The 14,377-nt window shown below is 67.1% G+C and carries 3 protein-coding genes and 2 pseudogenes; 4 read left to right on the top strand and 1 reads right to left on the bottom strand.

Annotation, left to right across the window (positions count from 1 at the left end):
• Nucleotides 1–570 precede the first annotated feature (570 nt).
• From ACWDRW_RS37470 to ACWDRW_RS37460, 3 genes and pseudogenes are all read left to right on the top strand, one after another.
• A pseudogene (locus tag ACWDRW_RS37470) lies at nt 571–1,338 on the top strand (IS256 family transposase); the annotation flags it as partial.
• Between the two features lie 55 nt (nt 1,339–1,393).
• Nucleotides 1,394–3,478 carry an ISAzo13 family transposase gene (locus ACWDRW_RS37465; RefSeq protein WP_451732120.1) on the top strand — a complete coding sequence of 695 codons (2,085 nt, stop codon included), beginning with the start codon at nt 1,394–1,396 and terminating at the stop codon, nt 3,476–3,478.
• A gap of 7 nt (nt 3,479–3,485) precedes the next feature.
• A pseudogene (locus tag ACWDRW_RS37460) lies at nt 3,486–3,899 on the top strand (transposase); the annotation flags it as partial.
• 531 nt (nt 3,900–4,430) lie between these two features.
• Here ACWDRW_RS37460 and ACWDRW_RS37455 read toward each other — a convergent pair.
• Complete coding sequence (locus ACWDRW_RS37455; protein WP_451732117.1) at nt 4,431–4,955, bottom strand: hypothetical protein; 525 nt, start codon at nt 4,953–4,955, stop codon at nt 4,431–4,433.
• A 275-nt stretch (nt 4,956–5,230) separates the two neighbouring features.
• On the opposite strand from ACWDRW_RS37455, the gene ACWDRW_RS37450 reads away from it, so the two are divergent.
• Complete coding sequence (locus tag ACWDRW_RS37450; protein ID WP_451732114.1) at nt 5,231–14,359, top strand: golvesin C-terminal-like domain-containing protein; 9,129 nt, start codon at nt 5,231–5,233, stop codon at nt 14,357–14,359.
• The last annotated feature ends 18 nt before the right edge of the window (nt 14,360–14,377 follow it).

Raw genomic sequence — 14,377 nt, 5'->3', positions numbered from 1 at the left:
GTGGAGCCGGTGTAAGGCCTCAACGAAGCACTCCGGGCGGGCAGTCGGCGACGAAGCAGAAACCCCTACGGCGCGAGCCGTAGGAATCCCCCTCCCTTCAGGAGGGGGAGGAAGTCAATGGACTGCCCGGGTGCGCCATGCTTCCCGGACAAGCTCCCCCTATCCGGTCTCCATCCAAGCGCGTAAATACAGTGAATGGGACGGATCGTGTTAGGCTGTCAGGAGACGGTTGAAGCGGTGGTCATCCCGGCGGCACCGGCCCGGCCGGAGGCCTGTGACCCCGCGGCCCGGACCGCACTGAAGCACATCAACCGCCAGGCCGTGCGCCGTTGCCGACGGGCTGCCCGGAGTCCACCCGCGACGCCTGCACCCAGGACTGAGCGAGCTGGAGCAAGTACGACGGCAATGGCGATGGTGTCCCTTGTCGTGGTGTACGGGATCAGCGGCTGGGAGTGCGCGGGCGTCTGCCCGGGGCGCACTTCCACGGGTGGGTACCGCTCCTTGACCAGGAGGCGGGCCATCGCGTAACTCTCCTTGGTGAACGCCCAGTTCAACCACGAGTAGTGCACGATGGCCCTGTCCCAGTCTGACCTGATACGGCTGCTTGAGTCACTACGCTCGACCGATGGAATCGAGCTCATCCGTGCCATCGCCGAGCGGATGGTGCAGGAGCTGATCGAGGCCGAGGCAAGTGCCCACATCGGCGCGGAGTGGAACGAGCACACGCCGACGCGAACCAACATCCGCAACGGGCACCGCGACAAGGTGCTCACCACGCTGGCCGGCGATCTGGACCTGGAGATCCCCAAGGTCCGCACCGGCAGCTTCTTCCCCAGCCTGCTCGAGCGACGGCGCCGCATCGACCAGGCTCTCTACGCCGTCATCATGGAGGCATACGTGCATGGCGTCTCCACCCGCAGCGTCGATGACCTGGTCAAAGCCCTCGGCGGGGACAGCGGCATCTCCAAGTCCGAGGTCTCCCGGATCTGTCAGGCGCTGGACGAGCCGCTGACCGCGTTCCGCACCCGCCCTCTCGATCACGTTCGCTTCCCCTACGTCTACCTGGACGCGACCTACTGCAAGGCACGGGTGAACCACCAAATCGTCTCCCGGGCCGTCGTGGTCGCCACCGGCATCACCGACGACGGAGGCCGCGAGGTCCTGGGCCTGATGGTCGGAGACAGCGAGAGCGAGGCGTTCTGGAAGGAGTTCCTGCGCTCGCTGCGAGAACGCGGCCTGTCCGGGGTCCGCCTGGTCGTCACCGGCCAGCACGCCGGGCTGGTCGCCGCGGTCCGCAAGGTCATGCTCGGCGCCGCCTGGCAAAGGTGCAGGGTTCATTGAAGCCGTAAAGAATCAACCCGTTGCTTTCATAGGACAAGATCGTTGCTCTGGTATGAGCTTCGCCGACGACGTTCTGGATCAGCTTGCACTGCGGTTCCAGGTCGTGTTGCCGCATCTGAACGAGCGTCAGCGGCGTCTGATGCTGGGGCAGGAGGCGCGACTGCTCGGACACGGTGGGGTACGGGCCGTGGCACGGGTGACCGGGGTAAGCGAGACCACGGTTCGCAACGGTGTGTTCGAGCTGGAGGCCGGTGAGGATCCGCTGCCGGACGGCTGCGTCCGGCGCCCCGGGGGTGGCCGCAAGCCCGCCGAAGAGCAAGATCCTTCCCTGGTTCCGGCGTTGTTGAAGCTGGTGGAACCGGACGAGCGGGGTGATCCGATGTCGCCGCTGCGCTGGACGACCAAGTCCCTGCGCAACCTCGCCGAGGAGCTCACCAGGCAAGGGCACCCGGTCTCCGCTCCGACCGTCGGCCGGCTGCTGAAGGGACAGGGCTTCAGTCTGCAAGCCAGCGCCAAGACCCTGGAGGGCAAGCAACACCCCGACCGGGACGCACAGTTCCGCTACATCAACGAACAGGTCAAGGAGCACCAGGCCGCAGGACAGCCGGTGATCAGCATCGATGCCAAGAAGAAGGAGCAGCTGGGTCAGCTGCCAAACCCCGGACGGCAATGGCGCCCCGCCGGAGATCCGGTGCAGACGGAGGACCACAGCTTCTACTTCATCGGCCCCGATGTCGAGGTGGCGATACCCTTCGGTATCTACGATCTGGCCCACGACAGTGGCTGGGTGAACGTCGGCACCGATCACGACACCTCGGTGTTCGCCGTCGAGTCGATCCGCCGCTGGTGGCACGCCCGTGGCCGGGTGGACTACCCGGATGCCGACCGGTTGCTGATCACCGCGGACTGCGGAGGGTCCAACAGCTACCGCTACCGGCTGTGGAAGGCCGAACTCGCCACGTTCGCCGCCCAGATGGGTCTCACGGTGACCGTCTGTCACTTTCCGCCGGGCACGTCGAAATGGAACAAGATCGAGCATCGGCTGTTTTCCCACATCACCATGAACTGGCGTGGCAGGCCCCTGACCAGCCACGAAGTCGTGGTCAACAGCATCGCCGCGACCCGCACCCGCACGGGCCTGCGCGTTCACGCCGAGCTGGATACCGGGACCTACCCGGTGGGACTCTCCGTCAGCCGCGAGCACCTGCGCTCACTACCGATCGAACCCCATGACCAGCACGGATCCTGGAACTACACGATCGCCTCGGCCGGTGCCACCGGCGACTGCGTGATCAGTACCAGCGACCGTGACCACACCAGGTCCCAGGTTCTGGCCATGCTTGCCGACCCGCGCCTGAGCGGCATGACCTCACTCGAACTGGACGCGCTGTTCGCCCAGTTGGCCCCCGCGCAGGCGGCCCGGGCTGAACAGCGCAAGTTCCAGCAGCGCGGCGGCCGACGCCTGAAGGCCCCCGGAGCTCACGGCAGGCCCCTGCTCTCGAACGCCGACCGCATCCTGATCACCGTGATCTACCTGCGCCGCGTCTGCTCCCAGAAGGTCCTGGTCGACTTGCTCGCCATCAACCCGGTCACGATCGGCCAGGTCATCGGTGAGACCCGCACACTCATCGACGCCCAGAAGATCACCGTCTCGCAGACCGCGCACTACTTCTCCTCCGCCCAGGAACTGCGCGACTGGGCAGAAGGTGGTGCGACCACCAGCCGAATGGATCTCTCCCAGACCCTGTCCCACCCCGCACTCACCGGCATGCCCCGCCCGGACTTCCAGGCGCTGATCGATCGGATCACCGTGCCCTACCAAGCCACGATCGAACAACGTCGGCATCGCAAGCGAGGTGGCGATCGGCGCCCGGGAACCCGTGGCGGCGTCTTCCGTCAAAAGATCACCGACGCTGACCGGATCCTGGCGACGGTCCTTTCCCAGCGACATCTGTGTGACCAGCAGACCCTGGCCGACCTGTTCGGTGTGAGCCGCGGCACCATCCGCAACGCCATCGAGGACGTCCGTCCCCTCCTCGAACAAGACCCGTACATCCCGACGCTCGCCCAACGGCGCTTCACCACGGCCGCCGACGTACTCGCATCCGTCACAGAAGACAGCGAAACACCATGTTGAATCCTTACGGCTTCATTTCCTGCGCAACGCCTTCAGCGTGATCGACCGGGATTCCGGTGAAATGGTCGCCGCGACGATCCGCACGATCTTCACCCAGCCCACCGCCGGCCTCGTGCGCACTCAGCTGGACACCGTCGCCGACATGCTCGGCACCCAGTTCCCCAAGGTCAAAGCGATGCTGCTGGAGGCGAAGGAGGATCTGACCGCGTTCGCGGACTTCCCGCCCCGGCACTGGAAGAAGATCCAGTCGACGAACCCGCTGGTACGGGTGAACCGGGAGATCAAGCGCAGGATCGACGTCGTTCAGGTCTTCCCCAACGACGACGCGCTCATCCGGCTGGTCACCGCCGTGCTCTTCGAGATGCACGACGAATGGATCGCCTTCCCCCGCCGCTACCTCCCCGAAGGCAGCATGAGCTAGATCTACCGAGAACTCCCCGAAAGCGCCCCCGCGCTACCCAACACTCCAAACACGCCCGCCAGTTGATCCCCAACACCACGACGAGGGACGCGACCTCGTCGGCGCGAGCACGGGCTCGTTTGCTTTGATCCGCTGGGAGAGTGCCTGCTGTCCTAATGTGCCGATGCCTTGGCGGACGGACCAGAGGCCAGCAGGGCGTCCTGCTTGGTCGCATGCCATCGACCCCACCGGAGAGCGGGCAGGCGCCGAGGTTGACCAGTCGGTCGGGGGACGTGGAGATGAAGCATTCCAGCGCCGGCGCGCTGCTTGAGCACAGTTCGGAGCAGCAGCAGCTGCGAAAGGAGTGGGACTTCTTCGCAGCGGCCCTGGACAGGAAGCTCGGCTGAGCTCTATGGCTGGAATCAGCCGCGGACGACTTCGAGGTGCGGTTGCGGTGAGCATCCGACCGGCCCACGCCGAATCCCGCGGGCCGGCAGGTCCGCGCCGCACCCCGCCGGCCGGCAGGTCCGTTCCGGGGCGCCGGTGGGCCGGTCAGTCCCCGCTGGGTGACGGCGAGGGAAGAACGCCTTTGCACCCCGTCCGTCCGTACGGCCCATCCGCCGTCGCGCTCTGCACATGGCGGCCCTTGATCGCGAGGGCGCACTTGGCGTTGCCGCCCTCGGAGCCGATGACGACGGAGACGACCGGCGTGCGACCGAGCGGAACTCTGGTCTCCATGCGCCAGGGCAGCCGCGCCCGCGTGACGGTCTCCGCCGTGCCCTTCTCGCTCGCGCCCTGGTAGGTGATGTCGACGCGGCCCTTACCGGTCACCTCGTAGGTCACGGCGGCGGTCGGCACCTTGCGCGGCGGATCACTCTCCTCGCCCCGCAGAACGCCGTAGGCGACAAGTCCGGCGCACAGGGCGAAGACGGTCGCTGCCACCACCGGAACGGGCCGGTCCGTGAGGAACCGCAGCCTGCCGTTCTTCGGCGATGTGGCGGAGTCCGCCGGACCGCCGGCCGCGCCGTGCGCCGACTCGCCCTGCGGCTCCACCTGTTCCACGGTTCCTCTGGTCATGGCGTCTCTCCGACTGGGGCGGCACGGCTCTGTGCCTGTGCGACGACGCCAGATCCAAGGGGTATGGGCCGGCGCATGTCAAGCTGGCGGCCAAATGGGGCATTCTGCGGCGGTGGCTGGAATTCGTCCCCAACTCAGGCTGTTTTCCCGGACTTTGACGCGCCCTGCGCCTTATCGCCCTTCGTTTGACATGCGCATCGCGCATCGGTGTAGGTGGTCCGGCCGCCAATTGTCGTCCGGCAATTGGTACTTGGTTCCTTCGCGAAGGGAAACCGATGCACAGACCGAGAGCCAGACGGCTCCTGGCCACGACCGTGGTGCTGGCGGTTGCTTCCGCCCTGGCGCCCACGACACCCGCTTTCGCGCAGCCGCCGGACACCGAGCGGCTCGCCTCCGGCATCAAGAACTTCCTCGGCACCGGCGACGACGAGGCGGAGCCGGTGGACCCGCCAGGCCTCCCCGACACCGACGTCGTCGCCAACGAGCGCCTCCCCAAGGGCAAGGCCGCGGCCGAGCCCAAGCGCGTCAAGGAGCTCAAGGACCGGCGTACACCGCACGCCCGCTACTGGCAGCTGTCCGACGGACGGATCCAGTCCGAGGTCTCCTCCGTGCCCGACGCGTACCCCGCGGGCGAGGGCAAGGAGCGCGTCTGGAAGCCGATCGACAGCGAGGTCACCGACACCGGCCGCAAGGGCTTCGACAAGGCCAACACCACCAACCTGGCCCGTACGTACTTCAGTTCACGCCCCGGTGAGCTGGTGCGCTTCGAGCTCGACGAGGGCCACTGGGTGTCCCTGGGGCTCAAGGCCCCGGCCGCCAGGAAACTGCCCCCGGTCACCGACGGCAACACCGTCACGTACAAGAACGCCTTCGGTGCAGGCGCCGACCTCCAGTACACCGTCGGCAACGGCAGCGTGAAGGAGGGCATCGTCCTGCGCGAGCGGCCCGCCACCGCTCCGGTCTACGAGTTCACGCTCGACACCCACGGTCTCAAGGCCAAGGCGCAGGACAACGGCAGCATCGCGCTCTACAGCGAAAGCGCCGGACCCGACCGGCCCGAACTGGTCATCCCCGCGCCGTTCATGACCGACTCGAAGAAGGACGCCTCCTCCCCGTACGGGACGAAGTCCTCCGACGCCGTACGGCAGAAGCTGACCGGCAAGGACGGCTCGTACGAGGTGAGCCTGCGGCCCGACCCCAAGTGGCTGACGGCCGACGCGCGCCAGTACCCGGTGACGGTCGATCCGACCATCACCATCGCGCCGACCCCGGCGCAGTCCGAGGACGTCATGATCTCCTCTGACGGTCCGGCCGACAACTACGACGGCAGCTGGCGGCTTTCGGTCGGCAACACCTCCACCGGATCGAGCCGCGCCCTGCTGCGCTTCGGCCTGGCCGGGATCCCGGCGGGGACCAAGCTCGACAACGCCGAGCTCAAGCTCTACTACGACCAGACACACACCACCGGCGCCGAGGAAGTGGTCCTGGAGGCGCACCGGGCCACCGGCCCGTGGACCGAGACCGGTGCGACCTGGAACAACGCCAAGGATCTGACCGGCGAACTGTCCGGCACCTCCGTCCTCGTCGACGACGGGGACGCGGGGACCACGGCCGCGCAGGGCGCCTGGCCCGCCTCGACCAACACCGCGTACACGCAGTACGCCAAGGGCCAGGACTACCGGTACAACAAGGACGCCACCGCGGGCGACACGTACTCCTGGCAGCCGAACCTCCCCGAGGACGGCGACTACCAGGTCGACGTGCACTACGTCCCGGCCTCCGACCGCGCCACAAACGCCCCGTACACGGTGAACTACAGCGGCGGCAGCAAGGCGTACACCGTCAACCAGCAGGCGGGCAGCGAAGGCGAGTGGAAGACGCTCGGCACGCACCCGTTCAAGGCGGGCACGGCCGGCAAGGTCGTCCTCGGTGACGCTCCCGCCTCCACGTCGACCACCGTGCTGGCGGACGCCGTCCGCTTCACCAAGGGCGGTGTGGTCACCAAGCGGCCGGACGTGATCAACACCTGGCACAGCTTCGCGGTCACCAAGACCGTGCAGCAGTGGCTGGACGGCACGTACACCAACAACGGCTTCGTGGTGAAGGCCGGCGACGAGTCCGCCACCGCGCCCAAGGGCGGCCCGCGCTACGAGGCCGCCGAGTACGCGTACAAGGGCGAGATCGCCAACTACCCCAAGCTCGTGCTCACGTACGGCACGCAAGGCGTGGACGTGAACCCGCCGCGCACCGTGCACTCCACGGGCGCCGAGCTGACCTGGCCCGGGTACACCGACCCGTCGGCCGCCGACGGCGACGACATCGTCGAGTACCAGGTCCACCGCAGCGTCTTCCAGCGCTTCACGCCGTCCGCGCAGACGATGGTCTCGCCGGTCGCCAAGGACCTGCGCGCCTTCACGGACACCACGGCCACACCGACACCGGCGGACTCCGCCGACCCGTTCGGCAACGCCTACTACTACATGGTCGCGGTCAAGCTGAGGGACGGCCGCGTGCTGCCGTCCACCACCCAGCTCGTACGGCTCCCCAAGGCCGGCCTGACCACGCTGATCCTGCAGAGCGGCCAGAGCGACACCACCCTGTCCTCCGCGCAGCCCACCACCGGACACGACACGCTCTCCGAGTCCGGTCAGCAGCGGTCCTGGCTCGCGGTCGGCAACAACTCCAGTGTGTACGGCACCACTCGGGCCCTGCTCGACTTCCCCGGCACCGAGAACATCCCGGCGAACGCGCGCGTTCTCGACGCCCAGCTCGACATGTGGGGCTTCACGACCACGACGGGCTCGAACGGCGCGGTCTACGAAGCGCGCGGTCTGACCCGCGACTTCGACGAGACCACCGCGAGCTGGACCAAGGCGAACTCCACCACCAACTGGAGCGCGGCAGGCGGTGACATGGACGCCGCGGTCTCCGACACGGTGGGCACCGTCACCAACGACCCGGCGCGCCAGAGCTGGTCGCTGACCTCGCTCGCCCAGAAGTGGATCTCGGATCCGTCGAGCAACCACGGTGTCGCCGTGCGGCTCAAGGACGAGTCGGCCGCCGGGCCGCAGGAACGCACCATGTTCCTGTCCTCGGAGGCCGAGGAGGCCGAGCTGCGGCCGCAGCTCGTGGTCACGTACCTGTCCAAGTCGACGGAGAACACGTACTTCTCGCCGTACACCCCGGCGCGGATGATCCCCGGCGACGAGTACACGGTCGACGTCACGCTGACCAACACCACGACCGCGACCTGGCCGGCGGGGACGCGTTCCCTCTCCTACACCTGGTCGCTGCCCGACGGCACGGACGCCACCACCGGCGGCAACCAGCTGGCGACGCCGCTCGCCACCGAGGTCCTTCCCGGCGACTCCATCACCGTCCCGGCGAAGCTGAAGACCCCCATCAACTCGGACTCGGGCAACAAGCGCCTCGAGTACGTTTTGAAGTGGGACCTGAAGAACACCGCGAACAACACGTGGCTGTCGGCGACCGAGAACGTCCCGCCGCTCGCCCAGAACGTCCGCACCGAGGACCCGACCTCCAACCAGCTCGGTCTGGAGAAGTTCTACTCGTACGCGGGCAAGAACACCGGCGCGGGCTCGTCGCTGATGACGAACCTGTACGCGGGCAACACGGTCTGGCAGTACAACGCGTTCTCCAACCCGGGCCGCGGTATCGCCACCTTCGCCCGCTTCGCGTACAACTCGCAGGACACCTCCGACACGGTCCTCGGCCACGGCTGGTCGGCGCAGCTCGCGATGCCGCTCCGGCTCGGCGCAGCGCTGGACTTCCACCCCAACCCGAACCCGACGGAGGTCACCCTCCCCGACGGTGACGGCACGGCGCATGTCTTCCGCAAGCAGGACGACGGCAGTTGGCGGGCCCCGGCCGGTGTGCACTACCTGCTCCGGCAGAACACGGCCGTGGACTGCAAGCCGAGCTCGGACGGCGACCCGCGCGCCTGGTCGCTGACGCGTCCGGACCGCACGCAGTTCTTCTTCGACTGCGACGGCTACCTGACGGCGGTCGTCGACAAGAACGGCAACACGCAGACGTACACGTACGCCGAGCGCAAGTCGAACAACAAGCCCGTCAAGTTCCTCACGTACATCGAGGACCCGGCGCAGCGCCAGTCGCTCACGGTCGACTACTACACGAAGGCCGACACCAGCAGCCCGAAGATCATCGACCACGTCAAGTCGATGACCGACATCTCGGGCCGCAAGGTCACCTTCGAGTACTCCGACAAGGGCCTGCTCACGAAGCTCACCGACGGCGCGGGCACCAGCCAGCCCAAGGTCTTCGGCTTCGCGTACGACATGGAGCAGGGCAACAAGAACGCCAAGCTGGTCAGGGTCACCGACCCGCGCGGCAACTCCACCTCGCTCGACTACTACTACCCGAGCGAGGGCGACGACCCGAAGTTCCACTGGAACACGCAGACGCTGACGGACCGCCTCGGCGGGACGACCGGCTACGCGTACACGGATCCGGACGGCACGTCCGGCTCGGTCATCAACACCAAGGTGACCGACGCCGAGAACCACGCGAGCCAGTACGTGATCGACGGTTACGGCCGTGCCACGGCCATGACCAACCCCAAGTCCGAGACCACGAAGATGGCCTGGGACGCCGACAACAACGTGACGCGCATCGAGGAGGCCAACGGCGCCGTCACCACCTGGGAGTACGACCCGAAGACCGGCTACCCGCTGGAGCAGAAGGACGCCGAGGCCAACAAGAACGGCACCGCGGCGAAGACCTTCACCTACTCCTACGGGCTCGACGGCCATATCGCGGACCTCTTCGAGAAGAAGTCCCCCGAGGGCCGCACCTACCGGTTCGGCTACGACGCCGTGGGCAACCTGACCTCGGTCACCGACCCCAAGGGCGTCGCCTCCGCCACCGAGGGCGACTACACCGCGCGCACCGAGTACGACGTGTACGGGCAGGTCGTCAAGGAGACCGACGCCAACGGACACGCCACGCGCTACAGCGAGTTCCTGCCGGTCGGCTTCCCGAAGACCATCACGGACGCTGCGGGCCACGACTCCCACTTCGCCTACGACGACCGGGGCAATGTCACCGAGGTCGTCAACGCGAAGGGCGCCAAGGTCACGCAGGCCTACGACGCGTTCGGCCGCCCCCTGGAGAAGAAGGAGCCCGTCAAGCAGGCGGAGAACGACTTCATCGTCACGCCCGCGCCGGTCTACGACGCGAACGACAACATCACCAAGGTGACGGCACCCAACGGGGCCGTCTCCACCACGGTGTACGACAGGGCCGACCAGAAGGTCGAGCAGGTCGACCCGGGCGACGAGCCCACGGACCCCGGCCGCAAGACGACCACCGGGTACGACAAGGTCGGCAACGTCGTCAAGGTCACCGGACCGCAGGGCAATCTGACGCCCGAGGACGGCGACTTCACGGCGACCACGGCCTACGACGCCGCGTACCAGCCCGTCGAGATGGTGGACGCCGAGGGCAACAAGGCCACGGTGTCGTACGACAACGTCGGCAATGTCGTCAAGATCGTCGACCCGCGCAAGAACGCCAGCGCGGACCCCGACGACTACACCACCAAGTACGAGTACGACCTCAACCACCGCACCACGCGCACCATCGACGCCCTGGAGTGGGCCACCTCGGTCCGCTACGACAAGGACGGCCTTCAGGTCGCGCAGACCGACGCGGAGGGCAACGAGTCGCTCGCGACGTACGACGAACGCGGCGCACTCGTCGAGTCCAAGGTGCCGGTGAAGGAGGACGCTTCCGGCAACGTCACCTCGTACCGCACGACCAAGTACGCGTACGACCAGGTCGGCAACCGCACGAAGACGATCACCCCGCGCGGCGTCGAAACCACCGACGACGCGACGGACTTCACGTCGGAGACGGTCTACGACGAGCTGAACCGGGTGAAGGAGGAGCGCTCCGCCTTCGACAAGGACGACTCGACGTACGCCACGCCGGACTCGGTGTTCTACGCCTACGACTCCGTCGGCAATCTCCAGTCGGTCTCGGCCCCGCCGTCCGACGGCCAGACGGTGCGCAACGTCACCGAGTACACCTACTACGACAACGGCTGGACCGAGACGTCCAAGGACCCGTGGGACATCACCACGTCCTACGCGTACAACAAGCTCGGCCAGCAGACGAAGAACACGCTCACCTCGGCGGGCGGCTCCCAGCAGCGCACCATGACCTGGGACTACTACCTGTCGGGCAACGAGAAGGCCCGCTCGGACGACGGTGTGCCCGTCGGCAAGCAGGTCGTCCTCGTCGACAGCTCGGACTTCAACAACACCGCCCTCCAAGGCAGTTGGTCGCGAACGCAGGCCGAGCAGCAGTACGGCTACGACACGTACTCGCATCCCGCGGGTGACGGCAGCGCCTCGCTGTCGTGGCAGCTGAACATCCCGCAGAACGGCACGTACGAGGTCTTCGTGCGGCACCCGAGGATGACCGGGGCCGCGAGCGACGCCACCTTCAAGGTCGATCACGACGGCGGCAGCGCGACGAGGACGGTCGACCAGACCCAGCGCCCGGGCGAGTGGATCTCGCTCGGCAGCTATCCGTTCGTCGAGGACGGTCCGCAGAAGGTCACGCTGACCGACAAGGCGAACGGGACGGTCCTGGCCGACTCGGTGAAGCTGGTCCGCTCCAACTCCGGTGAGACGGACACGGAGAAGAAGGACTTCACCTACAAGTACAACGCGAACGGCAACAAGACCGAGGTCCGTGACCTCTCGCCGGGCGCGAAGATCGACACGTACAAGATCGCGTACGACGGTCTCAACCGGATCAGGACGGTCCAGGAGATCGCGGCCGGCACGGTCAAGAACACCACCGCGCTGACCTACGACGAGAACGGCAATCCGCTCACGTCGACGCACGACCTGACCTGGTCGAAGATCGAGTACGACGAGCGTGACCTGGTCAAGAAGGTGACCAACGCCGATTCGCCCACCGCGGGCAATCAGCAGATCACCTCGATGACCTACACCGGGCGCGGCCAGCTCCTGAAGCAGACCAAGCCCAACGGCAACACGCTCGAGATGAAGTACTACCCCGACGGGTCGGTCCAGCAGTCCCTGGAGAAGACCTCGGGCGGCACCGTCGTGACGCAGCACGATCTGGAGTACACGCCCAACGGGCACCGCTCCAAGGACGTGCTCAAGCTGATGAACGCCGACGACAACTCGGCCTACATCAACAACACGTACTCCTTCACCTACGACCCGCAGGACCGCATCACCAAGGTCGGCAAGGCGGGCGACAGCCCGGCGACCGAGGAGTACCGCTACGACCGCAACAGCAACATCGTCGAGCAGAAGGTCGACGGCGTCACCACCACCCAGCGCTACGACCGCAACCGGCTGTTGTCGGCGTCGCAGAGTGGTGCCACGTCCACCTACAACTACGACCCGCTGGGCCGGCTCGACACGGTCAGCACCGGTGGCCAGACCGCCGAGAAGTACACGTACGACGGCTTCGACCGCACCGTGAAGGTGCGCTCGGGGGTCGGTGCGACGGCGCAGACCACCAGTTACGTCTTCGACCCGTTCGACCGGACGGTCTCCCAGACCACCTCCGGCGACCAGGGCAAGACGACGGCGTTCACCTACCTCGGACTCGACACCACGCTGCTGCGCGAGACCGTGGACGGCAAGGCCGACAAGGACTACCAGTACCTCGCCGGCGGCCAGCGGGCCACGCAGATCAAGCACAAGGACGACGGAGCGAAGGAGGTCTCGCAGTACGTCACCAGCCCGCGCGGCGATGTCGAGGCGATCACGAAGGAGGACGGCAGGACCCGCGCCACGTACGGCTACACGGCCTACGGCAGTGACGACTCGTCGCAGATGACGGGTGCGGACAAGCCGTCGTCGGGTGGTGAGGAGCAGGACTCGTACAACGCGTTCCGCTTCAACTCCTCGCGCTTCGACGCCTCGTCGGGCACGTACGACATGGGCTTCCGCAACTACGACCCGGGCCTGAACCGCTTCCTGACCCGGGACTCGTACAGCGGTGCGCTCTCCGACATGTCACTGGCCACGGACCCGTTCACCGGCAACCGGTACGCCTTCGCGGGCGGCAACCCGATCAGCTTCGTCGAGATCGACGGGCACCTGTTCGGGCTCTCGCTCTCCGACATCGGCCACGCCGCGCTCGACGTGGTCGGCATGGTTCCCGTCGTCGGTGAGGTCGCGGACGTCGCCAACGGCATCTGGTACGCGGCCGAGGGCAACTACGCCGACGCCGCACTCTCGCTCGCCTCGGCGATCCCGCTGGTGGGCTACGGTGCGACGGCGGTCAAGGCCGGCAAGTACGCGGCGAAGGGCATCGAGGCCGCGGACAGCGCCAACGATGCGCGCAAGGCGGCGGACAACGCCGGGGACGCGGTCGACACGGCGAACGACGCCCGCAAGGCGGACGGCCCGGACGGGACGACGACGAAGTCGCCGGACAAGCCGGATGCGAAGACCTGCAAGACCAACAGTTTCGTGCCCGGTACGCAGGTCGTCCTGCCGGACGGCAGCACCACGGCCATCGAGACGCTGAAGGTCGGCGACCAGGTCGTGGCCACCGATCCGGAGACCGGTCAGACCGAGCCCCGGTATGTCACCAACGCCCGCAGCCACAGGGGCGAGAAGGCCCTCGTCACCCTGACCGTCGACCGCGACGGCAAGGACGGCGAGGCCAAGCCGGTCGAGATCACGTCCACGGCGGCCCACCTGTACTGGCTGCCCGACTTCGGCCGGTGGGTCAAGGCCAAGGACCTCAAGTCCGGCATGTGGCTGCAGACCTCGGCCGGCACCTGGGTCCAGATCACCGCGATCGACACCGCGCACCGCACGGAGCGCGTGTACAACCTGTCGGTCGAGGGCGTCCACACGTACTACGTGGGCGCGGGCCACACCGCCGTTCTCGTTCACAACTGTGGCTATGAGAACGAGGCGATCGCCGCGCAGAAGCGCGCGGACGACCTCAAGAAGCAGTGGGGCAAGGGCCACGACTACTCGACGGTCGCCGTGATCGGTGTCCGCAACAAGATCACGGGTGAGATCAGCGAGAAGGTGGCGCTGGCCGGCGGCAAGAACATCGACGAGGTCGGCTCGGGCGTCCTCAAGAACGGCGAGGAGTTCATCCAGGGCCAGCCGGTGCCCGGCCGTCTCACGGCGAAGGGCAAGCAGGCCTACGAGCACGCCGAGGAGGCCGTGTTCAACTGGGTGAAGCAGGACCCGAACCTCGAAGTCGTGTACGGCGGAACCTCGCGCAACGTCTGCAAGGGCGTGTGCGCACCGCTGGTGCAGCAGACGATGAACCTGGGCGGCAAGGTCTTCCGAGGAAGGGGGGACAAGACGCAGTTCAGGATGTTCTGGCTCACCACCCGTTACTAGCCGTGCGCTGACAGCGTG

This window comes from Streptomyces sp. NPDC003635 (assembly GCF_053587635.1).
This window is presented reverse-complemented; position numbering and strand designations above follow the sequence as displayed.

Bases quoted from the DNA above. Each gene is read 5' to 3' on its own strand.
- ACWDRW_RS37455 (WP_451732117.1), bottom strand. From the start codon at position 4,955: ATGACCAGAGGAACCGTGGAACAGGTGGAGCCGCAGGGCGAGTCGGCG.
- ACWDRW_RS37465 (WP_451732120.1), top strand. From the start codon at position 1,394: ATGAGCTTCGCCGACGACGTTCTGGATCAGCTTGCACTGCGGTTCCAG.
- ACWDRW_RS37450 (WP_451732114.1), top strand. From the start codon at position 5,231: ATGCACAGACCGAGAGCCAGACGGCTCCTGGCCACGACCGTGGTGCTG.